The organism is Cedecea davisae DSM 4568, from assembly GCF_000412335.2.
GTDB classification, from domain to species: Bacteria; Pseudomonadota; Gammaproteobacteria; order Enterobacterales; family Enterobacteriaceae; genus Cedecea; species Cedecea davisae.
Genome location: NZ_KE161030.1, coordinates 3,783,181 through 3,810,154 on the forward strand (window position 1 = coordinate 3,783,181; position 26,974 = coordinate 3,810,154).

General features: G+C 55.6%; 19 protein-coding genes. 4 read left to right on the plus strand and 15 right to left on the minus strand.

All coding sequences use genetic code 11. The annotated features are described in order from the left end of the window. Positions 1 to 7: 7 nt before the first annotated feature. From recD to rppH, 12 genes are all read right to left on the minus strand, one after another. Positions 8 to 1,849, minus strand: a complete 1,842-nt coding sequence (recD, locus tag HMPREF0201_RS17170; RefSeq protein WP_039898761.1) for an exodeoxyribonuclease V subunit alpha — start codon at positions 1,847 to 1,849, stop codon at positions 8 to 10. Beyond that, complete coding sequence (gene recB / locus HMPREF0201_RS17175) at positions 1,846 to 5,391, minus strand: exodeoxyribonuclease V subunit beta (RefSeq protein WP_016538041.1); 3,546 nt, start codon at positions 5,389 to 5,391, stop codon at positions 1,846 to 1,848. Before recB ends, recD begins: the two co-directional genes overlap by 4 nt. Continuing rightward, complete coding sequence (ptrA, locus tag HMPREF0201_RS17180) at positions 5,391 to 8,276, minus strand: pitrilysin (protein WP_016538042.1); 2,886 nt, start codon at positions 8,274 to 8,276, stop codon at positions 5,391 to 5,393. The genes recB and ptrA overlap by 1 nt, the downstream gene beginning before the upstream one ends. Before the next feature lie 148 nt (positions 8,277 to 8,424). After that, a complete protein-coding gene (gene recC / locus HMPREF0201_RS17185; protein WP_016538043.1) occupies positions 8,425 to 11,796 on the minus strand; it encodes an exodeoxyribonuclease V subunit gamma in 3,372 nt (1,123 codons plus the stop codon). Positions 11,797 to 11,803: 7 nt separating this feature from the next. Continuing rightward, entirely contained in the window at positions 11,804 to 12,145 is a 342-nt protein-coding gene (locus HMPREF0201_RS17190; RefSeq protein ID WP_016538044.1) for a prepilin-type N-terminal cleavage/methylation domain-containing protein, read from the minus strand. After that, positions 12,127 to 12,561: a DUF2509 family protein gene (locus HMPREF0201_RS17195; protein ID WP_016538045.1), complete on the minus strand. Its 435-nt coding sequence runs from the start codon at positions 12,559 to 12,561 to the stop codon at positions 12,127 to 12,129. The genes HMPREF0201_RS17190 and HMPREF0201_RS17195 overlap by 19 nt, the downstream gene beginning before the upstream one ends. Further along, positions 12,558 to 13,118 (minus strand): prepilin peptidase-dependent protein, encoded by a 561-nt coding sequence (locus HMPREF0201_RS17200; RefSeq protein ID WP_016538046.1) that lies wholly within the window; start codon positions 13,116 to 13,118, stop codon positions 12,558 to 12,560. The genes HMPREF0201_RS17195 and HMPREF0201_RS17200 overlap by 4 nt, the downstream gene beginning before the upstream one ends. Further along, positions 13,112 to 13,582 (minus strand): prepilin peptidase-dependent protein, encoded by a 471-nt coding sequence (locus HMPREF0201_RS17205; RefSeq protein ID WP_016538047.1) that lies wholly within the window; start codon positions 13,580 to 13,582, stop codon positions 13,112 to 13,114. The genes HMPREF0201_RS17200 and HMPREF0201_RS17205 overlap by 7 nt, the downstream gene beginning before the upstream one ends. A gap of 185 nt (positions 13,583 to 13,767) precedes the next feature. After that, positions 13,768 to 14,562 (minus strand): thymidylate synthase, encoded by a 795-nt coding sequence (gene thyA, locus HMPREF0201_RS17210; RefSeq protein WP_016538048.1) that lies wholly within the window; start codon positions 14,560 to 14,562, stop codon positions 13,768 to 13,770. Between the two features lie 6 nt (positions 14,563 to 14,568). Continuing rightward, positions 14,569 to 15,441 (minus strand): prolipoprotein diacylglyceryl transferase, encoded by an 873-nt coding sequence (gene lgt / locus HMPREF0201_RS17215; protein WP_016538049.1) that lies wholly within the window; start codon positions 15,439 to 15,441, stop codon positions 14,569 to 14,571. Positions 15,442 to 15,614: 173 nt separating this feature from the next. Next, positions 15,615 to 17,861: a phosphoenolpyruvate--protein phosphotransferase gene (ptsP, locus tag HMPREF0201_RS17220; protein WP_016538050.1), complete on the minus strand. Its 2,247-nt coding sequence runs from the start codon at positions 17,859 to 17,861 to the stop codon at positions 15,615 to 15,617. 12 nt (positions 17,862 to 17,873) lie between these two features. Beyond that, positions 17,874 to 18,404, minus strand: a complete 531-nt coding sequence (rppH, locus tag HMPREF0201_RS17225) for an RNA pyrophosphohydrolase (protein WP_016538051.1) — start codon at positions 18,402 to 18,404, stop codon at positions 17,874 to 17,876. A 686-nt stretch (positions 18,405 to 19,090) separates the two neighbouring features. Here rppH and mutH point away from each other — a divergent pair. From mutH to HMPREF0201_RS17240, 3 genes are all read left to right on the plus strand, one after another. Further along, positions 19,091 to 19,777: a DNA mismatch repair endonuclease MutH gene (gene mutH / locus HMPREF0201_RS17230; RefSeq protein WP_016538052.1), complete on the plus strand. Its 687-nt coding sequence runs from the start codon at positions 19,091 to 19,093 to the stop codon at positions 19,775 to 19,777. A 154-nt stretch (positions 19,778 to 19,931) separates the two neighbouring features. Then, positions 19,932 to 20,150 carry a YgdI/YgdR family lipoprotein gene (locus tag HMPREF0201_RS17235; protein ID WP_008458470.1) on the plus strand — a complete coding sequence of 73 codons (219 nt, stop codon included), beginning with the start codon at positions 19,932 to 19,934 and terminating at the stop codon, positions 20,148 to 20,150. Between the two features lie 143 nt (positions 20,151 to 20,293). Next, positions 20,294 to 21,337, plus strand: coding sequence for an NADP(H)-dependent aldo-keto reductase (locus tag HMPREF0201_RS17240; RefSeq protein WP_039898766.1), 1,044 nt, complete (start codon positions 20,294 to 20,296; stop codon positions 21,335 to 21,337). 40 nt (positions 21,338 to 21,377) lie between these two features. On the opposite strand, the gene lplT is transcribed toward HMPREF0201_RS17240, so the two are convergent. Together lplT and aas are read right to left on the minus strand one after the other, a co-directional pair. Then, positions 21,378 to 22,577, minus strand: coding sequence for a lysophospholipid transporter LplT (gene lplT, locus HMPREF0201_RS17245; RefSeq protein ID WP_016538055.1), 1,200 nt, complete (start codon positions 22,575 to 22,577; stop codon positions 21,378 to 21,380). Further along, positions 22,570 to 24,729 (minus strand): bifunctional acyl-ACP--phospholipid O-acyltransferase/long-chain-fatty-acid--ACP ligase, encoded by a 2,160-nt coding sequence (gene aas / locus HMPREF0201_RS17250; protein ID WP_016538056.1) that lies wholly within the window; start codon positions 24,727 to 24,729, stop codon positions 22,570 to 22,572. The genes lplT and aas overlap by 8 nt, the downstream gene beginning before the upstream one ends. A 660-nt stretch (positions 24,730 to 25,389) precedes the next feature. Between aas and galR the strand changes: the two genes are divergently transcribed. Further along, positions 25,390 to 26,397, plus strand: a complete 1,008-nt coding sequence (galR, locus tag HMPREF0201_RS17255) for an HTH-type transcriptional regulator GalR (protein ID WP_016538057.1) — start codon at positions 25,390 to 25,392, stop codon at positions 26,395 to 26,397. Here galR and HMPREF0201_RS17260 read toward each other — a convergent pair. Next, positions 26,380 to 26,847, minus strand: coding sequence for a GNAT family N-acetyltransferase (locus HMPREF0201_RS17260; protein ID WP_016538058.1), 468 nt, complete (start codon positions 26,845 to 26,847; stop codon positions 26,380 to 26,382). The two genes, galR and HMPREF0201_RS17260, sit on opposite strands and share 18 nt — an antisense overlap. Positions 26,848 to 26,974 lie beyond the last annotated feature (127 nt).

The window sequence follows — 26,974 nt, forward strand, 5'->3', positions numbered from 1 at the left end:
CTTTCGTTTATTCCCCGGCAAAAATCTCCATCAGGCCGCTGCGCCGCTCGGTACGGGTCGCGACGGCCTTGCCCAATACGCGTTCGTCGGCATACAGAGATAGCCGCTTACGCGCTCGCGTTATCGCGGTATAAACCAGCTCGCGCGTGACCACCGGAACAAACTGGTTCGGCAAGACCAGCGCCGCGTGGTCGAACTCAGACCCCTGAGATTTATGCACCGTCATAGCAAAAGCCGTGTCATGCGCCGGAAGGCGGCTCGGCTGCACCGACTTAAGCGTGCCATCAGGCATCGGGAACCAGACCCGCAGCCCTTCTTCGCGATGCAGAGCAATACCGATATCACCGTTAAACAGCCCCAGCGAGCTGTCGTTGCGGGCAATCATCACCGGCCGCCCCTCATACCAGCGCGATTGCGCCTGAGACGGGCGTTGGATCAGCCGGGCCTGAACCAGCGCCTGCTCAATACGTTCGTTCAGACCGCTTACGCCGAACGGCCCTTCGCGCAGGGCACACAACAGCTGATAGCGGCCAAAAGCACTGAGGATAGCCGCCGGTTCCGCACGCTGCCTTACCAGTTGTAAATAGTCGCCATAGCCCGCGACAACGTCAGCGATCATCGCCGTGTAATCTTCCGGCTCAAGAAGTGGCCGCTGGGAAATATCGCCAAAACCCTGCCCGAACGCCGCTCTTACCTGCTTACTGTCGCTGGCATTAACCGCAAATGCCAGTTGGCCAATGCCGGACTGGCTGTCAAAACGGTAACTCTTGCGCAGCAGGCATAGCCCGTCGCGCAGCGAGCTGGCCTGAGTATTTTGCCCCACGGGAACTTCACAGCCGGTTAGCCGCCGTAATTGCTCCGCTCGTGCTGAGGAATAGCCATCGTTGACGTAGTGGCAGATGTCGCCGAGAACGGCCCCCGCTTCAACCGAGGCCAGCTGGTCGCGGTCACCGAGGAAAATAACCCGCGCCCGCTCCGGTAGGGCATCAATTAGCCGCGACATCATCGGCAAATCCACCATCGAGGCTTCATCCACCACCAGCACGTCGAGGTGCAGCGGGTTGCCCGCGTGGTGACGCAGGCGCTGGCTGTTTGGCTGAGCGCCCAGCAGGCGATGCAGGGTTGAAGCTTCTTCAGGCAGTAATTTTTTCTGCTCGTCACTCAGCGGCAGCTGGCGTAATGCGCTGCCTAAAGATTCAGTTAAGCGCGCGGCAGCCTTCCCGGTTGGCGCGGCAAGCTGAATTCGCAGCGCCTCGCCATCCGAAAGCTGAACCAGCGCGGCCAGCAGCTTTGCTACGGTCGTCGTTTTACCGGTGCCAGGCCCGCCGGAGATAACCGAAATACGGCGCGTCAGCGCTACCGCCGCGGCAACCTTTTGCCAGTCCGTCTGCTCGCTCACCCCGAACAGCTCATCGAGGCTCTGCCGCAGCTTTGCTTCGTCCAGTTCAATCGGCTTGTTATGCTCGCCAAAGAACGCTGCCACCCGCCGCTCATTGCTCCACATGCGGTTGAGATACAGGCGGTTGCCGATAAGCTTCAGCGGCGTAGCCTCTTCGCCCGCGCTTACCACCTTAGAGGCCAGCAGCGCCTCCTTCCAGCCTGCTGGAGAGCCCAGCCCGGCAAAAATCTGCGCCACAAGTTCCGGATGCCGCCCGGAAAATACGAATTCGGGCTTCAGGCGCTCCAGCGGGAGGCACACATGCCCTTCGCCCGCATCGTGGCTAAGCAGTGCGGCGGCCAGCATCACGACCGGTTGCTTATCGCTCGCGAGCATCATGGCGAATTGTGAGTCCAGCGGCCTGAGGGCTTTTAAAGCCACCGCCCGGTTTAGTAATTCCGACATGCTCACAGGCTCACCTCCTCAGTCTTCCCGGCAAATAACGCGTCCATCGCCTCAATTAGCTCGACGCCCGGCCTGGTAGCAAAAATGCCCTGCTCCGGTTTCCCCTGCTCCACCCCACGCAGGAACAGGTAAATCACCCCGCCAAAATGCTGCTGATAGTCATAACCAGCCATGCGGTGGCGCAGGTAGCGGTGTAGCGCCAGGGTATAAAGCTGATATTGCAGGTCATAGCGATGAGACTGCATCGCTCCGGCCATTGCCTCGCGTGTATAAGCGCTGCTGTCTTCGCCCAGCCAGTTGGATTTGTAGTCCAGCAGGTAGTAGCGCCCCTGCCAGCGGAACACCAGGTCGATAAAACCTTTCAACATGCCCTTTACCTGCCGGAAGTCCAGCGGCGGGCAGCCGGCCGAAAGCGGGTCGTAATGCCGGATCAGTGCGTCCAGGCGCTCCGCCTGCAATTCATGCTCGATGGGTAAATAGAACTCCAGCTCGACCTGCTTCTCTTTCGGCGAAAGCAAATTCAGGGCCACGCCGGTTTCATTCAGCGGCGCGGCAAGAACTTGTTCGAGCCAGCCGCTCACAACCGGCCGCCACTCTTCGCCAAAACCCTGGGCGGTTAACTGCTCCGCCACCCATTCGCCATTCACCGGCTGGGTAAAGTCGATGCCTTCAAACAGGCTATGCAGGAAAGTACCCGGCGCAGCCCCACGCGGGAAGGTATGCGGCGTAAGTAACGGCTCACTTTGCTCAGGCACTTCGCCAACGGCATCGACATCGAGGCGCGGCACAAGATCCAAGACCCTGCTACTGCCGTGCTGTTGCAGGCCAGAATAGCTGGTCACGCGCCAGTTATCGGCGATTCTCCGGTGAAGCCGACGAGCAGTAAGCTCTGGCAGGACGCTCGCTTCCGGCTGCCACGGCGTATCCTCGCCCGGCGGCAAAGTTTCAACCTCAATAGCTTCGCTGTTAAGCGCATCAAGAGCCTGTTTCAGCCCTTCGGCATCAAGCGCTTCACCTTTTTGCAGCAGGTAGCCCAGCGCGCTGAGATGCAGATCGCTTGCGCCTTTTTTAGCTCGCGTACCGCGAAATAGCGGCGCAACGCCCATGCTGCAATGCCAGACCGAACGGGTCAGCGCAACATAAAGCAGGCGCAGGTCTTCCGCCAGCCGCTCTTCTTCCGCCAGCCCGAGACTTTCCGCATCGTTACTTAAGTCCAGCAGCGAGGTGAACGTGGTGCGGTCGTGGTACAGGCCGCTGCTCTGCGGGCGGTAGTTGGCCACAAACGGCAGCCAGACCAGCGGGTATTCAAGCCCTTTGGATTTATGGATGGTGACGACTTTCACCAGATGCTTATCGCTTTCCAACCGCAGCTGCTGGCTGGAGCTATTGCTGTCCGGCTCGGCAATCCGCTGTGCCAGCCAGCGCACCAGAGCATGCTCGCTTTCCATCTCACCCGCGGCTTCCTGCAGCAGCTCGCTGATATGTAAAATATCCGTCAGCCTGCGCTCCCCGCCCGGCGTTGCCAGCAGGTTCTCGGCAATATGCCTTGCCGTAATCAGCGCTCTTAGCATCGGCATTACGCCGCGTTTAAGCCACAGTTCGCGATAGTTGAAAAACTCTTCAACCAGTCTGTCCCAGGCTAATTCATCTTTGTTCAGCGATTCTATGTCCAGCGCATCCAGCCCCAGCATGCTGGTAGCAATGGCGCTGCGCATCGCCGTTTCTATTTCCGGGGCTAATACCGCCTGCAAGATCCACAGCAGTTCTCGCGCCTCTGGGGTGGCAAACACGGAATCACGGTTAGAAAGATAAACCGAAGGGATATTAAGGGCGCCCAGGGCGTCACGTACGATGGCCGCTTCGCCCCGGCTGCGAACCAGAATGGTCATGTCCGACGCCTGGAGATTGCGCGACTTTTCCCCCGTCCAGAGCAATGCTTCACCTCGCTGCCCGGCAGTCAGCCAATCGCGAATTTGACGCGCACACTGGGTTGCCATTGCATGTTGGTAATCACTTACTCCCGTTCCCTCCCCGGGCTGAAGCCAGAGCTTCATTGCCGCCTGGCTCTCGCCGCGAACGGTAAAGCGCAGGCCGCTATTACGCGGGGCCGATTTAACCGGCAGGAAGGGAATTTGACGGAACAGGAAAGGGTTATCCACCTGCTGAAAAAGCGTATTAACACCGTCAATCATCGCCGGAGCCGAGCGCCAGTTAGTGTCCAGCGTATAGTGGGCGCTCACCTCGTGACGCGCTTTCATATAGGTAAAAATATCCGCACCGCGGAAGGCATAAATGGCCTGCTTCGGGTCACCGATAAGCAGCAGCGCGGTCTGCAGCTGCTTAATATAAAGGCGACGGAAAATACGGTATTGCTGGGGGTCGGTATCCTGAAACTCATCTATCATCGCGACCGGGAAGCGCCCGCGAATAGCCTCCGCCAGAGCGTCACCGCCCGGCTGATGCAGCGCTTCATCAAGGCGGCTTAGCATATCGTCAAAGCCCAGCTCGCCGCGGCGCTTTTTCTCCTGCTGTACGATATAGCGGATTTCCGCCATCGCTCTCGCTATCACCAGGTCACGCAGCGTCAGCGGTTCGGCCAGCAGAGCATCAATGGCGCTGAACAGGCTATGGCGAGGAACCTCACCCTTTTTGGTTTTCTCTTCCAGCGTGCTCTGGGCGAACTTAGCCAGCGCATCCGGCAGCTGGTAGCTGGTAGTTTCGAGCTGCGCCCACTGGCCCACAATCTCCAGCCAGTTCGGCAGATGTTTGCTGCTGTAGCTGCGTTTATCCACGCCGGAATCGCCGATAAGGCTTGCCAGCTCCCCTGCGGCGGCCCGCCATTGCGTTTTTACCCCATCGATAGCGGCAATAATTTTTTCATGCCGCGCCAGCAGCGTCTCGTTATCTGCCGGAGGCTGCTTCAGCTGCGGCTGCTCGCCCTGCAGCCAGCTATTAATATCCCGCAGCAGGGCTTCCGGCCCCGACCATTCTTCGCTCATCGCCTGGGCGACCGGCTTCGGAAGCGGATAACAGTGGCGACGCCAGAAGTCCGCGCAGGCGTGGCGGCGCAGCAAGGACTCATCCTCCAGCAGCTGTTGTTCAAACAGCATGCCGGACTCAAAGGCGTTAAGGCTCAGCATACGCTGGCAGAAACCGTGAATGGTGAAAATAGCCGCCTCGTCCATTTGCTGCTCGGCAAGCAGCAAAGTACGGGCTGCCAGCTGTTTATCTTCTATTTCAGAAAGCAGGCTTTGTAGCAGAGGATTTTTGCTGAGGTTACGAATACACGCGATGCGCAATTCGTGAATATTTGCCCGAATACGGCCACGTAACTCTTCCGTGGCCGCTTCGGTAAAGGTCACAACCAGTAGCTCTTCTACGCCCAGCGGGCGGGGAAAAGCATTCTCTCCGCCCAGGCCCAGCAGCAGCCGCAGGTAAAGAGCGGCGATGGTAAATGTCTTACCTGTCCCCGCGGAGGCTTCTATCAACCGTTCGCCGCACAGCGGCAAACTTAAAGGATCAAGGGGCTGCGCGGTTACATCGGTCATTATTTCTCGCTTACTAGTGGTAACGTCTGTTGCAGACTGCTCGCGCCCTCCCAGGTCTTCCACCCGTCAGGTGCTGCGTACTCTGCTTTGCCGTTATGGCTACCGGAAATCTGTGACAGCACCGCCATCCCCTGGGGAGCTATCACCGCCTGGTGGAAGAAATCTGCCAGCTTTTGCGGCGTCAGTTTCTTAATTTCGGCCACCACTTTATCACGGGAATCAAAAGCTATGTTTCGGCGATCGAAATCTTTGCTCAGTTGCGAAGCCTCTTCCGCAAGTGTTTGCGGAGCCTGCTGCATTTGGGCAATCATCCCCTGCTGGATCTGGGCGAATTCTTCGGCGCTCATGCCGCGCAGCTTCTTCTCGATGGTCGGGTAAAACGCTTTAAAACGCTCATAGAGGTAAGCGGGCTGTTTATCGCTGCTTTGCAGCAAGAAGCCTACACCCCACTGACGGCCAATCGACATCGGGAAGGCAAATACCGCATAGCCGAGCTGCTCCTGGGTTCTCAGCTGGTTGTAGAACCACGGCTGAATAATTTGCCCCAGCATAGAGCCGTAGGCGGTGCTGGTTGCTTCGTCATAGCCTTTAGGGACATATACCGCCGCCAGCGCCGAATCCGTGCTGCTTCCGGCTTTCTCAAACATAGCCAAATTCTGTTTATCGACCAGCACATCGTCGTTACGGCACCATTCATTACCTTTGGTACCCAGTTGCGTTTTGACGTTTTCCGCAAGCGCCTTAGCCTGCTCCGGCGACATATTGCCGATGACCATAAATTCTGGCCGGGCGTTGGTTTTCAGCTGTTCACGGTAGTCGAGTACGTCTTTTAAACTCAGGTCCGGCAGCAGCGCCCGCCGAGTGCTGCGCTCAAAGTACGGCACCTGGGAGACCATCTGCACCGGCGAAATCGCCTGCTCGAAGGCTTTACCCTTTTCTGCCGAATCCATCATCTGAGCATACCAGGACTTGGCCTGATCCAGCTGTTCCTGAGTCGGCGTGTAGCTGAAATAGCCTTTGAGCAACGCTTCAAATAGCTGCGGTAAACGCTGGGTGTAGCCGTTAGCGTTGATCATTAATCCGCTGTTGGCATTGGATGAAAAGCCAATGCCGCCGACGGAGGCCTGATTGCTCAGTTCGTCCAGCGCAATACCCGCCAGATAATCATTGATGGCGAACAGCACCTGGTTTTTGGCGCTATTCATCACCTGCGGATTACGCAGCACCAGGGTGACATCCGCTTTTGGCTCATTGCCAAAATAGCGGCTTGGCATATACATCACGCGCAGGTCAGGCTCATGAACCAGCAGCTCAGGGTGCGAATATTCCTTCTCTGGCTTATAGAGCGTGAAATCATCCGGAATATAGGGGTTCAACTGAGGCAGCGCGAGCTTGATAGCGCCTGCTTTTTGCTGCCAGTCGGTAAAGGTTTCCTGAGGAATTTTATCTACTTCATAAGGCGCATCAACAAAGTAGGCCGTTTTGTTATGCGGCTCCTGCGGGCTAATGTACCAAATGCGCGCGTTTTGCGGCGTCATCATATCCAGACGCGCTTTAATCGCTTCGGGATCGTATTGATCGGCGATATTCGAGGCGTCCAGGGTATGGGAAACCGGCACGCGCAGCATGGTGTCCGCCAGCCACTCGATATAGTCCATATCACGGGTTATCGACGGGTAGCGGAAATCGAGATCCAGAACATGGGCCAGTTCGTCGAAATAACGCTTGTCGACGCCCTGAGTACGCATTTGGTTAAGGTAGCTGAAGATGGCTGCCACCACCTGGTCACGGTTGGCAAGGCCTTTATCCGTCAGGGAAACGGAGATGGCAAATACGCCGCTGTTGCCGGTAACCATTGGGTCAGAGTCGGCGCGCACGCTCTCCGCAAGCCCTTGTTTTTGCAGCCAGTCAGAAAGCGTGTCATGGCTACGGTTGCCAATCAGGTAGCCTATCAGCTCGTCGGTTTTGCTGCGGAATTTGTCGCTATTATTGTCGATGCGGAACTCAACGCGTACCACCTTGCGCGGCATCGCCGGGACATAGTGAATAAAAATGCCCTTTTGCGCGTCGGTCACTACCGGCACGTCAATCACCGGCTTTTCGATATTTTTATTGGGGACGCGGCCATAGGTTTCTGCGGCAATTTTTGCCAGTTCCGGCAAAGGCTTATTGCTGTAAATAACCGCCTTCATCAGGTTGGCCGAATAGTATTTATTTCTGAACGCCACCAGCGAATCCAGCAGTTTACTGCCGGGATTGTCGCGCAGAGTTTCAAGGTTGCCGCCGGAAAAACGCGAGCCGGGGTGCGCCGGATTGATTGTTTCCGCGCTGACCTGGGCCATACGCATACCGTCGCGCGCACGCGCCATCGTCAATTCTGCATTTACCGCATTACGCTCGCGTTCGGCGTATTGTGCTGCCAGATTAGGCTCAGCAATGGCGTCAGCAAGGCGGTCTACCGCCCCGTTCAGGGCATCGTTTTCCACTTCAAGATAAAAGGCGGTGCGGTAGGTGGCGGTACTGGCATTGTGGCTGCCACCGTGCTTTTTCAGAAACTCAGACAGGCTGTCCGGGTCCGGGTATTTTTTGGAACCCATCAGCGTCATATGTTCGAGGAAATGTGCGAGGCCGAGGTGCGCGTCCGGATCTTCCAGCGATCCTACTGGAACCACCAGCGCAGACAGCGACTTCACCGCCTGAGGGTCAGAAACCAGCAGTACGGTCATACCGTTATCGAGACGAATAGCCTGATACTGACGAGGATCTTTTTCACTTTTACGGATGGAGTCCTGGATGGGCTGCCATCCGCTCTCTGCCTGACTGAAGGGTGCCCAAAGAGCAACGAACAAGAAAAGCGCGGTAAACCAGGTGCTGCATTTAGGCATTAACAAACCTCGTCTTCACTAACTTACTCATCATTAACAACTTTTTGAAGCAATCCGTAGAACGCCGTTGTTGTATTTCGCCAGCCCTGAGCAAGAATCGCATCATAAATGAACTCACCGGGCTGTGCAATTTTTATACAATCCTTATTCAGGATTGGTTGAAACGAAATAGCGGTAACAGGTAGCGCTCGGCTTCTCTGACAATCGCGTCGTAATACCCGGCGTCCAGCGTACGGTACAAACGTTGCAGCCAGATATCAGAACCTTCCCCCTCAACCATATGGTTCCCTTCCCACGCAGCCAGCAGTTTATTGCGCGCTTTTTGCTGCGTTTCCTCATCCCATAAAATGGCACTATTTTGCGGGTCATAACAGGCTTTTATCCACGCACCGCCGCTGTTGTGCAGCAGGAGCAGCGGCTGGTTAAGGCCTTCTGTATATCCCTCAATCAGTTGCGCCAGATATTCACTGGCCTCACCCACTTCCAGATGTGGGAAGCGCCATGCTGAATCTTTACGGCCACACATTCGGCTTTCCCCGCCGCCGCCGCTGGCGCACCAGATAAGGTGCTCAATCCACAGCTGCATTCCGTGGGCAACGCTTAATACCGAAGGGCGCCAGCGTAATAAACCATCGCCCTGTACGTCCGACAGCCACCCCGTCACTCTGGTTCCGTTGATGAGCAAATCCACTTCACGGCTTTCCCCTTTTTGCCGCTCATCCATCACTTTTTGCGCCAGTAAGCCCATCTCCTCCAGCTGTTTCTCCCAGAGAATTTCGCCGAATGCGCCGTAGGGTAAAACCCCGGCCGCACGATAGCGCACGAACAATTGCTTAGGATCTTCCTGCTGGACGAGGGTATTAAGCAGCTGCTGGTTAAGCTGGAAACGGTCCAGAACATCGAGCGTGAACGGCTCCTCATCCGGCAGTTCGGTCTCTTCCAGGCGGAAGTTGACGGCCAGACGCATCTGGAAGAAAGCTCGTACCGGATGACGCCAGAAGCGCTGAAGCTGCTCAAGGGTAATCTCTTCACGGGCCTCCGGGATTAAAGGCCGGATAAAGTCGGTATGAGCTTCCCCATGCCCGCTGGCCGCGGGAAGCCACTCTCCGGCAAAGCTTTGCTGCTCGTCTTCGGCAAGGTAGTTTGCGCTATCAAAAGGCGTGCGGGTATGGAGCTTAATCAGGTGCTGCTTCACCCGCTCGCTACTGTCGTCGGCGTTGCGGTCGGCATCTCCCGGCAGGTAATGACTGGCGGCCACGTAATCCAGCAGTTCTTCTACCAGCACAGAGGGGTAGCGCCTGCTGTTATCCTGAATTGAGCGCCCAATGTAGCTGATGTAAAGCCGCTGCTGGGCCGAAATCAACGCCTCAAGGAACAGGTAGCGGTCATCATCCCGGCGGCTGCGATCGCCGCGCTCAGGGTGCTGGCTCATCAGGTCAAACCCTAATGGCGCAAGCGTGCGGGGATAAACACCATCGTTCATCCCCAGCAGGCACACAACCTTGAAGGGAATGGCTCGCATCGGCATCAGGGTACAGAAGTTTACCGGCCCGGCCAGGAAACGCTGGCTGATACGTTCACTGTCAAGACGCTGGGCCAGATCGTCACGCAGCAGGGTCAGCGGCACAGGCTGCTGATAGACAGCCTCTGTCCCATGTTTAATCATCTCCTGCCACTGCTGTTCTATCAAAGCCATAGCGGCTTCGGTTTCGCTATCCGGCAGGAAAAAGCTGTTCAGCATCTCTCTGCACAGCGGCAGCCATTCCTCCAGAGGGCGATCCTCACCCAGCAGCTGCCGCCAGCGATTAAGCTGCATCAGCAACTCCGCCAGCTGCCCTACCAGTTCGGCTATCAGCCCGCTGGACTCATCATAAGGCAGCACGGAATCCCAAACGCCGGCCTGGCTTTCCATTGCATAGCCAAGCAGCATGCGCGTTAGCCCGAAGCGCCAGGTATGTTGCCCGGTAGCGGGAAGATCAAGCTCACGGACGTTATCATCGTCAATGCCCCAGCGGACGCCGGACTCATTTACCCACTTGCGCAGGTAGCGCAGCCCCTCTTCATCAATGGCAAACCGCGCGGCCAGAGCCGGGACTTCAAGCAGCGCCAGCACATCCTCTGCCCCAAAGCGGCTTTCCGGCAGGCCCAGCAGCAAAATAAACGCCTGCAGAGCGGGGTGAGCCTGGCGGGCGCGGCGGTCAGAGATGGCAAAGGGCAGCCAGCGCTCGTCCCGGGCGTTGCCAAACACGGCCTGAATAAACGGGCTATAGCTGTCGATGTCAGCCACCATCACGATGATATCGCGCGGCGTTAGCTCAGGATCGGCCTCCAGCATCGCAAGCAGCTGGTCGTGCAGCACCTCTACTTCCCGCTGCGGGCTGTGGCACTCATGCAGCGTCAGCGAGCGATCTTGCGGATCAAGCAGCCGTTTACGGTCGCTGCGCTCAAATTCTTCGGCAGTCAGCCCCAGCACCGCAGAATCTTTAAGCTCCAGCAAGTCATACTGCAGGCCGTGCAGCAGGTTATCCGGCTGCTGATCGACAAAGACGTCTATCTCTTCGAAGCGCTCCAGCTCGGAGAGCAGGAATGAATAATCTCGCCCCAGCTTGCCCCAGGATGCCAGCAGGGGATTACCCACCTCCTGCTCGCCAAGGTCGTTAAACAGTGAAGAGGCGCTGTCGTTGTCTTTAAACAGCGGCTGCTGCTCTTCGGCCTGATGCAGCCTACGCCGACGGCTCACCAGCCGGGCAAGAAACGCAGGATCTTTTATGTCGCCCCAGTAGTAACGGCAGGGATTGGTGAACAGCACATGCACATCAATATGCTTGCCCAGCGCCTGCAGCGCCTGAAGATAAACCGGCGGTAGCGCAGAGATGCCGCAGATAAATACGCGAGACGGCAGCCCCGGCGGGCATACGTCGCTGTTTTCAAGCGTGCGGATAAAGCGCTGATAAAGGTTGGCTCGGTGCCACGCAGGCTGCCCAAGCTGCTCGGTATAGCGCACCAGCTCAGCCCAGAGCGGAGCCTGCCACTGCTGTGACTCTCCGGCCCCGTCAACCAGCTCGCCCTTTTCCCAGCGGCTCAGCCAGCCAGGACGATAAACAAGATACTGGTCATAAAGGTCGGCAATACGTGACGCCAGCTGAAACAGCTTTCGGCTACTGTCGTCTTCCTGAAGATAATGGTTAAGCAGGGTAAATTCCGGTTTGCCCAGCATGGCGGGGATAAGCGTCATCAGCTTCCAGCTCATGCTCTGCTTGTTAAAGGCGCTTTCTTCAGGGATGCCCGGCAGCACGCGCACAAACATATCCCAGATGAAGCTGGCGGGGAGCGGAAACTTAATATTTGCCGCAATGCCAAACTTTTGTGCCAGCGTCATTTGCAGCCACTGCGCCATCCCGGTGCTTTGCACCAGCACAACTTCCGGCTCAAAAGGGTCCGGCAGCGGCTGGCGCTCAACAATAAACTCCATGATAGCTTCCAGCACATCAAGGCGGTTGGAATGATAGACACGCAACATGAAATCGCTACTCCTGACGTTGTTCTGGCCGCGGGCAATCCAGTCTGGAAAGCTCTGCGGTTCTGCCCTGTGGGCCTGTTACTGTAACGCCGATGCTGACACATCCCAACGAAGATGTCTGCTGCTGCCTCACTTTCCAGGGCATCTGCAGCGGTGGTGCCTCCGGCTCGGTTTGCTCGCGGGCCAGCCTCCACATCTGCCTGACCTGCCACTGGCTGATAAACCCCTGCTGCAATACCCGGTGATAGCCCAGCAGCGCCGTCACTACAATGGCAAAAAGCGCCAGCGCGCACAAAACTTCCGGCAGGCTGAACCCCCTTTCACGATGCGCTAGCGCGGCAGGTCGCATAAGTCTTTATCCATCAGCGGGCAAAAATCCAGCCAGCCGTGTGCCGAAGCCACCAGCTTACCTTCCTGCAACATGCCCCACCGCCATAGCGTGAGGGGTAAAGCCTGGCTGTTTCCGGCACCTGCCGCTGCAAGCAGGGCCTCACCCTTTTCCGTTTGATAGAGGCACGCACGCCAGGCATGACTTTGCTCGCTCAGGCACTGCCAGGTGCTCTGCTGCGGCCAGTTTTGCCTTTCTCCCCATGCCAGCGCTGACCTTGCGGCAGTATCATTTTTAATAAACTGAACCTCACCGGCAATCTCAAAACGCTGCGCCCTGAGCTGGCGCGATAAGCCATCAAGCATCAGGGCTCCCAAAGCAAACAGCATCAGTACCATTAACAGAGAGCTGCTCCCCTGCTCTTGCCGATAATTCATAAATTCTCTCCGCTAACGATATAGTTTATTTCACTGATTCGGCTACGGTTACCCAGGCTGGCGGCCAGCCTGAGGCTTAGCAAAGGCTTCGCCTCTTTACGGTTCTGCCGGGTTACGGAAAAATGCTGCAAACTCATCAGTTCCGGGTCAGACATTTTCTCCCACCCATTTCCCTCGCAGCTCTTCGCCCCCTTCTGGGTTTCCAGGCTCTCGTTACGCAGCCGGTACCCGGTTAGTTCGCTCTGGCCTTCCGGGGAAACATCCCATTTCCCATTACCGTTGGCGTCCCATTGCACCAGCACACAGCTCCCGCCGTTGAGTATTCTCAAACCTTCCCCCTGGCAAACGCCCCGGCAATAGCCCGCACGCCGCAGGTTTTTGCCAACGCTAAATGCCAGTTGCCACATTGCCTCCTGCTTCGCGACATATTGATACTCACGCATGATTTCCATCTGTAAAACGGGAAACAATCGGGATGCACCAAGTAACACCACGCTACTCAGTGCCATAGCAATCAGCGTTTCCAGCAACGTAAAACCCCGCTGAGCGCTTAACATAGCTTGCCCTCTGCAACCTCACACAGGCGGGTTCGCCCCCAAACCGATAAGGTCACTTTCCATTTTCCCGCCGGGCTCTTCAGCACAATATGGCCCGGCCATGCGGTATTACGCACCCCATAAAAGCCCAGGCCACCGCTGATATCTTCAACAGAGATACCTTTAAATTCAGGCGAAAATTGCAGCCGTGCGTCCCCCTCAGCCCGGCCCGCCAAATGCTGACTGCTCGTCAGGATCCAGTTTTCGCCATTCTGCTCCAGCTTTAAAAGATGAGTTCGGTTATGCCAATTTGCGTCATTACGTAAGTGGGCAAGAAAATGCCGCAGCTGCTGCGCGGTTTGCCACAGGCGCTGGCGCTGTTGCCACTGCTGCCAGCCGTGAAAGCCTCCGGCGCTCAGTACGGCAATGATTGCCATCACCACCATCATTTCAACCAGGCTAAAACCACTTTGAGTTCTGTTCATGGGAGTGAGTTTGGTGGCGGGGGATAAATCTACCAGTGGAAAAACACGAGGCTACGACAGGCCTCGGAAAATATTTGCGCGGTTGCACAAACGTTCACAGCAGCTGGAGTGCTCCTCGAAGAATAGAAACCAGGATAAAAAAAACCGGCGCACAAGGGCACCGGTTCTGTCACGCTTTCAGCCTGTTATATGGCCACTGGGGCTTTAATTGCAGGATGCGGATCGTAGCCTTCGATTTCGAAGTCTTCAAACCGATAGTCAAACAGAGACTCTGGTTTGCGCTTGATGATGAGCTTAGGCAGAGCGCGCGGCTCGCGCGTCAGCTGTAGGCGGGTCTGCTCAAGGTGGTTGCTGTACAGGTGAGTGTCCCCCCCGGTCCAGACAAAATCACCCACTTCCAGATTGCACTGCTGGGCCATCATATGCACCAGCAGCGCATAGCTGGCGATGTTAAACGGCAGCCCAAGGAAGATATCGCAGGAGCGTTGATAAAGCTGGCAGGAGAGCTTGCCGTCGGCAACGTAGAACTGGAAGAAAGCATGGCAAGGCGCCAGAGCCATCTTATCCAGCTCGCCCACGTTCCAGGCCGAAACAATAATACGACGTGAATCAGGGTCGTTTTTCAGCTGGTTCAGCACCGTAGTCAGCTGATCGATATAGCGGCCATCAGGCGCGGCCCATGAACGCCACTGCTTGCCATACACCGGACCAAGATCGCCGTTTTCATCAGCCCACTCGTCCCAGATGGTGACTTTGTTCTCTTTCAGATAAGCGATATTGGTATCGCCGTTCAGGAACCACAGAAGCTCATGAATGATAGAACGCAGGTGACATTTTTTAGTGGTAACCAGCGGGAAGCCTTCCTGCAGGTTAAAGCGCATTTGATGCCCAAAAATCGACAGCGTGCCGGTTCCGGTACGGTCATCTTTTGGCGTGCCCTCTTCGAGCACTTTTTTCATCAAATCAAGATACTGTTTCATGTCACCTCACGAAAGTTGCTGCTGCGGACGGCGGTAAGCCCAAACCATCATAATAACACCGGCAACAATCATCGGAATCGACAGGATCTGCCCCATGCTGATGTACTGCACCCAGGTACCGGTAAACTGAGCATCCGGCTGGCGGAAGAACTCAACGATGATGCGAAACGCGCCATACCCAATCAGGAACAGGCCCGATACCGACCCCATAGGGCGCGGCTTGCGAATATAGAGATTCAGAATGATGAACAGCACAATACCTTCCAGCGCCAGCTCATACAGCTGTGACGGATGGCGCGGCAGCACGCCGTAAGTGTTGAACAGAGACTGCCATTCCGGGTGGGTTGCCAGCAGGCCGACATCCTCGCTGCGGGAACCTGGGAACAGCATTGCGAAGCGGAAGTTTGGATCGACACGCCCCCACAGTTCGCCGTTGATAAAGTTACCGAGACGACCGGCACCGAGTCCGAACGGAATCAGCGGAGCAATAAAGTCTGAGACCTGGAAGAAGGTGCGCTTAGTGCGGCGTGCAAACCAAATCATTACGCAGATAACGCCGATCAGGCCGCCGTGGAAGGACATTCCTCCGTCCCAGACCTTGAAAAGATACAGCGGATCGGCAAGGAACACCGGTAGGTTGTAGAAAAATACATAGCCAAGACGGCCGCCAAGGAACACGCCGAGGAAACCAGCATACAGCAGGTTTTCTACTTCATTTTTAGTCCAGCCGCTGCCAGGACGGCTGGCGCGACGCCCGGCCAGCCACATGGCGAACACGAACCCGACCAGGTACATAAGTCCGTACCAGTGCAGGGAAACCGGCCCGATGGAGAAAAGCACCGGGTCAAATTCAGGGAAATGCAGATAGCCACTATTCATCTGTCACCACAAGCCATTGTTACCCCACCAAAAAAGAGAGGTGGGTTGCAAATACGCACCGCTATCGATGCGCTCCGAAAGCAGCGGATCATAGCACAAACGACCGGACTGATTGATTATGGAAGTTGTAAAAGATGTGTAATGTCCCGGTTGCGGCGGGACATTGATATGACTTAGCGGCCACCGCGGATCAAGCCGCCCATCCCGCGTCGCTCCATAAACGCCGCCACCTGGTGGCGCACCTCGGTAGCCATTTGCGCCTCCAGGCTGCGCTGTGCCAGGTGCTGCGCTTCTTCCAGTTGGATGTGGCGTAGCAGATACTTAATGCGGGCAACGGAGCGGCCGTTCATCGACAGGTGGCGATAGCCCATGCCAACCAGAAGCGCGACGCACATCGGGTCTCCGGCCATTTCACCGCACAGACAGAGGTCGATACTGTAGCGTTCCGCCTCGCTGGCAATCAGGCTCAGGGTTCTCAGCATGGCCGGGTGCAGGCTGTCATAAAGGCTCGCCACGCGGGTATTGTTTCGGTCAACCGCCAGCAGATACTGGGTAAGGTCATTGGTCCCAACGGAGATAAAATCGATGCGCCCGGCCAGATGCCCCAGCATAAACACCATCGAAGGAACCTCAACCATTACGCCAAGCCGAAGTTTTGGAAGCGGGTAACCCAGCTCTTCTTCGACTTCACGTCCGGCGCGATCGATCAATCTACGTGCATCGTCTATTTCATCGATGCTGGTGATCATCGGCAGCAGGATGCTGAGATTGCCGGTAGCGGCGTTAGCGCGCAGCATCGCACGGACCTGGATCAGGAAGATCTCCGGCTGATCGAGCGTAATGCGGATCCCACGCCAGCCGAGGCAGGGGTTTTCTTCACTTATCGGCATATACGGCAGCTGCTTATCGGCACCAACATCCAGCGTACGCAGGGTGACGGGCTTGTCGTTAAACATTTGCAGCATGCCCTGATACTGCGCAACCTGCTCCTCTTCAGACGGGAAGCCGCTTTGCAGCATAAACGGAATTTCTGTGCGGTAGAGGCCAATGCCGTCGACACGGCTGCCAAGCTGCTCTTCATGCTCCGGGCTGAGGCCCGCGTTAAGCATAACCTGAACGCGCTCTCCGCTTTTCAGCGCTGCGGGCCGGTCAACATCGTCTTCCGCCAGGCGGCTAAGCTCGTTTTCTTCGCTGACCAGGCGCTGGTATTCCTGCAACAGCACCTGCTCAGGGTCAACCAGCAGCTCGCCGCGGTAACCGTCGACCACCAGCATGCGGCGATGCAGCACCGAAGGCTGAATGTCCGCCCCCATAACCGTTGGGATGCCGAGCGCACGAACCATAATAGCGGCGTGGGAGTTTGCCGCACCATCACGCACCACCACGCCCGCAAGGCGGTTCTGCGGCAGTTCCGCAAGCGTGGTAGCGGAAAGCTCATCGGCAACCAGCACGAAGCGCTCGGGCCAGGTATTCGGGCTTTGAATTGTGTCATCGAGGTGGAACAGCAGGCGCTGCCCGAGGGCTTTCAGGTCGCCTGCCCGCTCTTTCAGATAACTATCAGAGAGGCTGGCAAATTGTTCGGCAAATTTTTCAACAACCGTTTTAACCGCCCATTCCGCCACCGAGCCTTTATCAACTTCGGCAAACAGTTCGCGACGCAGCCGGGCATCGGTCAGCAGGTGTGAGTAGAGATCAAAGATTGCCGCCGTCTCTTTCTGAGCACCGGCGGCAAAGCGCTTGCTGTAGCGCCGGAATTCACCGGAGGCTTCTTCCAGCGCGGCGGTAAGACGCTCACGCTCCAGCGCGGTATCCAGCGTTGAAGCCTCAAAGACCTGCTCCATCAGCGGCAGCGTCGTATCCATCCAGCCTTCGGCAATGGCTACGCCCGGCGAAGCAGGCAGCGCGCGAATGCGGGTCTGGCGATATTGGCCGAACAGAGCAGTTAACTGAGATTGAGATAAAATAGCGGCCATTTGCGTGGCCAGCGTAACAAGGAAAGACTCTTCGCTTTCATCATACTGCCGGTGCTCACGCTGCTGCACTACCAGCACGCCAAGCAGCTGACGCCGCTGGATGATAGGCACCCCAAGGAAGGCCCGGAAGCGCTCCTCTTTTACCGCAGGAACATATTTAAAGCTGGGGTGTTTTTGCGCATCGGCAAGGTTAATAGGTTCCGCAAGCCGCCCGACAAGGCCGACGATGCCTTCATCGAAGGCAAGCGTAACCGTGCGGCCGCGTGGTTTTTTTAACCCACGCGTTGCCATTAAATAAAAGCAGCGGCGCTCATGATCGGCGAGATAAACCGAGCAAACCTCGGTATCCATCGCAAGGCAGATGTCGGTAACCAGAATATCCAGCGCCTCATTGAGGCGCGGGGCACTGGCAACCTTTTCGACTATTTCTCGCAGACGGGTGAGCATTTTTCGCGTGACTTAACCTCTTTTACGTCGCCAGGCCGGCGAGTTATTACGTGGTGGCGTAACTTCCTGCAGCGGCATAACCACGCTGGCAAACTCTTTCATTACGCGGCGATAAACATCACGCTTAAATGAAACAACCTGGCGAACCGGGTACCAGTAGCTTACCCAGCGCCAGCCGTCGAACTCCGGCGTGCTGCTGGTTTGCATATTGATCTCGGTGTCGCTGCCCAGCAACTGCAAAAGAAACCATTTTTGTTTCTGGCCGATACAAACCGGCTTTGTGTCCCAACGCACCAAACGTTTAGGTAATTTGTAACGCAACCAGTTTCGGGTCGAGGCAAGAATGCGAACATCTTTTCTCTGTAAACCGACTTCTTCGAAAAGCTCCCGGTACATTGCCTGTTCAGCTGACTCGCCAGGATTGATGCCCCCCTGAGGAAATTGCCAGGAATGTTGACCGAAACGCCGGGCCCACATTACCTGTCCCTGCCGATTACATATTACGATCCCAACGTTGGGGCGGTAGCCATCATCATCGATCACCGGACTACCTCAAAACAAACTTAGATTACAGCGATTGTTTCATACAAGTGTCAGGCGGTAAACCACTCTATTGGCGGCGTTTGCGTGGAATAACATTTGAATAACTCACAAAAGAGTGCCGGGTTATAAACAGGGACGGTGAAAACCCTCGGCTTTATTCACTTTTTCTGTGGATATAACTGTGAAGAACTACCGAATTACATCGGGACAACTTGGGACAAGTAAAAACAGGAGCAATCTGATAATTTTAAAAACACATTATATATCATAACGATAACAGAGAAAAAATGACATAAAAGCTTCATAATGTGACGATCATCACATACAAGGATCGTCGACTGATGAAAGATCGAGCAATGTCGTTTTTATCCACAGATTATGCAAACAAGTTAGTCACAAATCGCCGATAAATTGTATTTTCCCGCCTCGTCAAGGCTGTAAATGGAACCAGTAGTGACGCTTATTCCCAGTTATCCCATTTTTCTGTGGATAACATGGTGTAAGATCCTGTTCATTGTCAGTGACCAGAATTGGAAAAGCTTTTTTCCCCGCTTCACTGTGCAGCCAAAGTCTAAAAAAAACCATTATAAATCATTAGATTGTTATTCTTATCCTCAGACGGTTAAACTAACCGTTCGCTGTGAGTAAATAGCGTTCATTTTTTAACCACAAAACATCAACGAGTTATGCAACCAATACGACCTTTAACCTCGCCCCCAAAAAGTGAAACAGACCTGCTGCGGCAGGCGAGTCTGGTCGCGGGTTATACTCTGGGTGAACTGGCCGCGCTGGCCGGTCTGAAGGCCCCTGAAAACCTGAAGCGCGATAAAGGCTGGATTGGTATTTTGCTGGAACAATGGCTGGGTGCCAGCGCCGGAAGCAAGCCTGAACAAGACTTTGCAGCACTCGGTATTGAGCTAAAAACCATTCCTGTAGATAGTGAAGGTCGCCCGCTGGAAACCACCTTTGTCTGCGTAGCTCCGCTAACCGGCAATAGCGGTGTAGTGTGGGAAACCAGCCATGTTCGCCACAAGCTGAAACGTGTGCTGTGGATCCCGGTCGAAGGCGAAAGACAGATCCCGCTTGCCGAGCGCCACGTTGGCTCACCGCTACTCTGGAGTCCTTCAGAGGAAGAAGAACGGCAGCTCCAGCTTGACTGGGAAGAGCTGATGGATTTGATAGTGCTGGGGCAGGTTGAGCGCATTACCGCTCGCCACGGAGAGGTACTTCAACTCCGCCCTAAAGCGGCTAACAGCAAGGCTTTGACGGAGGCAATAGGCGCCGACGGCTCGCCGATACTCACCTTACCCCGCGGTTTTTATCTAAAGAAAAACTTCACCGCAGCGCTTCTGGCGCGCCACTTTTCGCTCTAATGCCAGCGGCATAACGAATCCATGTTTCTGTCAGCGCAGGCAGGGGAATGTTACATTAACTTTCCCCCATTAAGAATTTGCCTCTTTTATTCCCCCATTCATCAGGTTATTACTAAGCTTATTAACTGGATCCTTCCTGACGAGGAAAATAATGATGACTAAATGGGCAGTAGCAATTTCCGCCATTGGCCTTGCCTTCGCCGTTTCAGGCTGCAGCAGTGACTACGTAATGGCAACCAAAGATGGACGAATGATTTTGACCGAAGGCAAACCTAAGGTCGATGAAGATACCGGGCTGGTAAGCTATCGCGATCAGCAGGGCAACGAAATGCAGATTAACCGTAACGACGTTTCCCAAATTATCGAACGCTAATTTATCAGGGTCAGCCCGCCGGCTGGCCTGACGACTTTTCTTTTCTCCCCTCTTTCGCTTTCCCTCCGCCTCTGCCATGTTTATAGACCTTTTTGTCGGGTAGCTAAGCCTGACGTAGTCAAAAGAACACCAGGAATCCAGCTATGCATTATCACCGTATTCCCCACAGTTCACTTGAAATCAGCACGCTGGGCTTGGGAACCATGACCTTTGGTGAGCAAAACAGCGAAGCCGACGCCCACCAGCAGCTCGACTACGCCGTAAGCCAGGGCGTAAACCTGATTGACGTCGCAGAAATGTATCCGGTACCGCCGCGCCCGGAAACTCAGGGGTTAACAGAAAGCTACGTGGGTAGCTGGCTGAAGGCTCGCGGTAACCGTGAGAAGCTGGTTATTGCCTCTAAAGTAACCGGCCCAACGCGTAATAATGATGCAGGTATCCGTCCAAATCAGATCCTCGACCGTAAAAACATTCGTGAAGCGCTGGATGCCAGCCTGAAGCGCCTGCAAACCGACTACCTCGATTTGTATCAGGTACACTGGCCGCAGCGCCCAACCAATACCTTCGGCAAGCTAGGCTACACCTGGAGCGACACGACTTCGCTGCCGGTAACGCTGCTGGAAACCCTTGAAGCGCTGACGGAGTGCCAGCGTGCCGGGAAAATTCGCTATATTGGCGTCTCGAATGAAACGGCCTGGGGGGTAATGCGCTATTTGCAGCTTGCCGAAAAACACGACCTGCCGCGTATCGTTACCATTCAGAATCCGTATAGCCTGCTGAACCGCAGCTTCGAGGTTGGTTTATCTGAAGTGAGCCAGCACGAAGGTGTCGAGCTGCTTGCCTACTCCTGCCTTGCGTTTGGCGTGCTCTCGGGCAAATACCTTAACGGCGCACAACCGGCCGGAGCGCGTAATACTTTATTCAGCCGTTTTACCCGCTACAGCGGCGAACAGTCACAAAAAGCCGTTGCCGCCTACGTCGAAATCGCCAAACGTCATAATCTGGACCCGTCGCAAATGGCACTGGCCTTTGTCCGCCGCCAGCCGTTCGTTGCCAGCACCTTGCTGGGCGCTACGACGATGGACCAGCTAAAAACCAACCTTGAAAGCCTGAACCTGACCTTAAGCGAAGAGGTTATTGAGGAAATTGAGGCGGTGCACCGCGTTTATACCTACCCGGCACCGTAAAGGAATGGTGGCCCCCTGGGTAACCCAGGAGGCCATTTTTTTAACTTTTCTGCTTAATCTGCCACAGCCACAGGGCGCTAATCGCCAGCGCAAACACCACGCCGAAGCCGATACCTACGCCGACGATTGGTGCCCCGGTTTTCACCGCCAGCGAGAACAAGCCAAGCATCAGCAGCATTGCCGTGTTCTCTCCAAGATTCTGAACCGCGATGGCATTTCCCGCGCCGACGGTGTGCTTGCCGCGATCCTGCAGCAGCGCATTAAGAGGCACGACAAAGAACCCGCCAAGAATACCGATCAGCATAAGCAGAGCATAAGACGGCAGCAGAGCGTGCTGGAAAGCAAAAATAGCGACTCCGACGCCAATCAATATCCCGGCAGGCATACAGCGGGCGACCGTTTCAAGAGTAACCAGTTTAGCCGCTGCACCTGCGCCGATAACGATCCCAACCGCAACCATCGCATTAAGATAAGTTGGCGTGGCGTTATCAGCGATCCCCAGCGCGACGGGCACCCACAGCACCAGCAGGAAGCGTAGCGTAACGCCAGCCCCCCAGAACAGGCTGGTACCAACCAGCGAGAATCGAGTTTCACCGCTGCGCCACAGAACACGGCAGGCGGCAAAGAAGCTTTGCGTCATTGGCCTGAAACGCCATGACTGTCCGGGCCGTGCCGGAGCCAGTTTGGGAATAAACAGGTTTGCGATAACCGCCGCAGCGTAAACCAGAGCACAGACAATAAGCGCCGCAAGCAGGCTCCAGTCCGCCAGCACGCCGCCGGCAACCGAGCCCAGTAAGATGGCAGCAATAGTCGATGATTCCATCAGCCCATTCGCTTTGACCAGACGGTCACCGGTTGTCAGCTCGCCAAGAATACCGTACTTAGCCGGTGAATATGCCGCGGCGCCAACGCCCACCAGCATATAACCAACAAACGGATTAAGCCCAAAAGCAATCACCAACGCGCCAATCAGCTTCAGGCTGTTAGCCATCATCATGACGCGCCCTTTGGCAAAGCTGTCGGCAACCTGGCCCACAAACGGGGCAAAGAGAATATAGGCACCAACGAAGACCATTTGCAGCACCGGCTGGCTCCAGTCGGGATAAAATTGCTGCTTGAGCACCGCGAGGGTGGCAAACAGCAGGGCATTATCACCAAACGCAGATAAAAACTGCGCCGCGGTCACCGCCAGCATGCCGCGTGACCATAGCGAACCGCTGCCGTTAGCCTGTTCAGACATGGGCTTTCTCCGCTTCGTCTATTTGTGCCTTGAGGGTAACAAAATCTGGTTTACCGCTGCCGAGCACCGGCAGCTGTTTGAGATAGCGAATATCGCGCGGTACAGCCAGCTCCGGCACGCCGTGCTCGCGTGCATAACGTAACAGTTTTTCGCGGTTCAGTTCGCTGTCGGTGGTGAACAAGACCAGCGCCTCGCCTTTCGCCGCATCATGTTTAATTACCGTGGCATGTAGCTTGTCCGGGGAGATAGAGATGGCCACCTGCTCAACCATTTCCAGCGACACCATTTCTCCGGCAATCTTGGCAAAGCGTTTTGCTCGCCCCTGGATCACGCAGAAACCCTGCTCATCAAAAGTCACTATATCGCCGGTGTCATACCAGCCTTTTTCCATCTCGCCCGCGGCGTTTTCTGCCTCCGGTAGCTCAAGAACGCCGGGATTTTCAACTCGCAGGTAGCCGTTCATGATGTTCGGGCCTTTGAGTTGCAGCCTGCCGCCCTGTTCAATGCCCGGCACCGCCAGCAGACGGGCGTCCATTGCAGGTAAAATCCGCCCGACGGTTCCCGGTTTTGCCGCCATTGGGACGTTTATGGAAACCACAGGAGCGCACTCGGTCACGCCATAACCTTCGAGGATGCGCAGGCCGAATTTGTCCTGCCACAGCTGCCTGGTGCTTTCCTGGAGTTTTTCAGCCCCGGCCACCACGTAGCGCAGGCGGAAGAAATCATAAGGATTGGCAAAGCGGCCATAATTCCCAAGGAAAGTGGAAGTGCCGAATACTACGGTGCAGTTGCGGTCGTAAATAAGTTCCGGCACGACCCGGTAGTGCAGCGGGCTTGGATAGAGGAAGACTTCCGCGCCGGTCAGCAGCGGCGTCAGCAGGCCAACCGTCAGGCCGAAAGAGTGGAACAGCGGCAGCGCGGACATAAAGCGGTCGTCCGCGGTAAAGTCGGCGATAGTGCGAATTTGCTCGACGTTGGCCAGCAGGCTTTTATGGCTGTGAACAACACCCTTCGGGTTACCTTCAGAGCCGGAGGTAAACAGCACCATAGCGGCATCTTCCGGCTGCTGTTTCACCTGGGCGAGCTGCGGAGCAAGTAAGTGGGCAAAAATCCACAGTTTGTCCCTGGCCGTGACCGTAGATTTTAAATCCTCAAGATAGACCCAGCGCACCTGAGTAAGCTGCTCAGGCAGATGCAGCAGTTTGCCCTTCTCCAGGAACTGGCGCGAGGTAAACACGGTTTTGATTTGAGCGGCGGTAATCGCGCTGGTCAGCCCTTTGACGCCAGCCGTGTAGTTCATCATCGCCGGGACTCGCCCGCGGGACGACGCACCAAAAATAACCGCCGCGCTGATGGCTGCGTTCGGCAGCATCAGGCCGATGGTTTCACCCTGCTCGCTGTATTTATCAAGAATACGGCCAACAAACAGCGTTTTGGTCAGCAGAGAGCGATAGGTATCAGGCTTGAAATTAATATCTTCGATGCAGTTTTTACGTGAACCGTAGCGATCTTTCGCCGCCAGCAGCGCCTCAAACAACGTCTCACGCGGGCGCACCGCCATACGCGCCTCCATCATAATCTGATGCAGCATTTCCCCGGCCATTTTACGCCGGTCACGAGCGCGGGGCGCTTCCGGCATCGGAATCGAGGTCGGCGGTAACAGATGCAGGCTAATACGCGGGAACAGTCGCTGTTTTACCAGACCTTTCAGGCGGCCGAAGAATGTCAGCTCGGCGCCATCAATGCGCAGAGGCACTATAGTGGCATTGGCCTTCGCCGCCACAAACCCAGCCCCGTCGTAGATTTTCATCAGCGAGCCGGTAACGCTAATGCGCCCTTCCGGGAAGATGACCACCGGCCGCCCCTGCTCTACCAGCCGTACCAGATGTTTAATCGACATCGGCTTGGTCGGGTCCAGCGGAACAAAATCAATCAGCGGTTTGAGCCAGCGCATATACCATTGCTGGCTTATTGACGAATAGACCGCAAATACCGGTCGAACCGGCAAGAATAGTGCCACCAGAATCCCATCGAGAAACGACACATGGTTCGGAACAATAAGCACGCGTTGCAGGGCCAGGGCTTTAGTATCCCCGGACAGGGTGACACGGAACAGAATTCGGAATAGCGCACGGAAAAAAGCAAAAAGCATAGCAATTCTCTTTGTCGTGGGTCGGCAAGAGTTAAGTGTAGAGACGCAGAGTACACCAGTTGCGGGAAGTGCGGGAAGTGGCTCAAAAAAAAGCAAAAAAAAACCTGCGCATCTGCGCAGGTTGGTGCAAAAGAATTGTACTCAGCAGAGTACCAGGAATTCTCACCAATCAATACCTCTGGGATCTGAATTGTCTCGCGCCACCGGTGAGGAAACCAGCGGCAAAAAGCAAGGGAATGAACCCAAGTGCAACCAGGTGTTTAAATTCTCAGTTCTTGTTACAGGCGGCGGGATTCAGGCAAAAAAAAACCTGCGCATCCGCGCAGGTTGGTGTAATTCATAGGATCAGCATTAGTCGCTGACTTCACCTATCAATACCTCTGGGATGACAAATGTAGCAGCGGCACATTCACTTCCGCCATGTGGAAATCGCAACAGCAGACTGCAAAATGTAAGCAAAGATTTGGTCAGAAACGTTTAAAAATCCGTGACATGCCAGGCCAGGCTACGGAAACAGCAAGGCCGTGTAACGGTTACACCGCTTCGCGTTGATTTTGCTTAACTTTGCGAAGTATGCAGCAGATGCCGCCTTGCAGTGGCAAGGGTTTTCCGCAACACTAAACGTTGTGTAAACGATTACCCCTTACAGGAAGGTTATTGATGGCGACAATTAAGGATGTGGCTCGGCTTGCTGGTGTGTCTGTCGCCACGGTATCCCGCGTGATTAACAACTCCCCTAAAGCCAGCGAGGCATCCAGGCTGGCGGTTAACAGCGCGATGGAATCGTTAAACTACCATCCCAACGCAAACGCCCGGGCGCTTGCCCAGCAAACCACGGAAACCATGGGCCTGGTCGTGGGTGACGTCTCTGACCCGTTCTTCGGCGCGATGGTTAAGGCCGTCGAGCAGGTTGCCTACCGCACCGGGAATTTCCTGCTTATCGGCAACGGCTACCACAGCGAGCAAAAAGAACGCCAGGCGATTGAACAGCTGATTCGCCACCGCTGTGCGGCTCTGGTGGTACATGCAAAAAAACTGCCTGATGACGAACTGGCCGGCTTAATGAAGCAGATCCCGGGCATGGTATTAATCAACCGAACCTTACCGGGTTTCGAACAGCGCTGTGTAGCGCTTGATGACCGCTACGGTGCCTGGCTTGCCACCCGCCATCTGATTCAACAGGGCCATACTAAAATCGGCTATCTCTGTTCAAACCACCAGATTTCTGACGCAGATGACAGGTTACAGGGCTATTACGATGCGCTTCGTGAGCACGATATCCCACTCAACGAGCGTCTGGTGACCTTCGGCGAGCCGGACGAAAGCGGCGGCGAACAGGCGCTGACCGAGCTTCTGGGCCGAGGCAAAAACTTTACCGCCGTGGCCTGCTACAACGACTCAATGGCCGCGGGGGCAATGGGCGTGCTGAGCGACAACGGAATTGACGTTCCCGGCGAAATTTCCCTGATTGGCTTCGATGATATTCTGATTTCGCGCTACGTTCGTCCGCGTTTGACCACCGTTCGCTACCCGATAGTCACCATGGCAACTCAGGCAGCAGAGCTGGCGCTGGCGCTGGCGGATAACCTGGCCGCGCCGGAAATTACCAACATGTTTAGCCCTACCCTGGTACGTCGCCATTCGGTCGTCTCACCGGGAGAGAGATAACGGTAGCTTAAGCTGATAAAGATGAACCGGCCGGGCAGGGTAATCCAGCCCGTCGCCAATATACTGCCAGCCAAAGCGCTCATAATAGGCCTTACAGGCAGAATAGAGATACAAAGACTCAAAACCAAGGCTGCAGGCATACTCTACAACATGGCGCTGGAGCCGCTCACCCAGTCCCCGCCCACGCTGCTCTTCATCTACATATAACGCAGCCAGCCACGGCCAGAGATCCTGACGGCTAATCAGATCGCAACGCCACAGGCCAACGGTACCTAAAAGCTTCTCCCCCTCCAGCGCGACAAAGGTCAGAGGCATTTCACCTTCACGCTGGCTGCTGGCGACAATAGAAGAAAAAAAGTCGTGGCTGTCCTCGCTACCGAACGCCTGCCACAGCCAGTCGGTAACCTGTTCAGCGTGCTGAGGGGCCTGGTATAACGGAACGATTTTCACAACGACATCCTCTTAAAAATTCTCATCAAATTTAGAAAGCGTGATCTGGTACGACAATTTGCACGGCGAAACGGCAACGCCGATTGCGCATCAGGCACCTGTGATAAACTGCTGCCCAATCGCGACA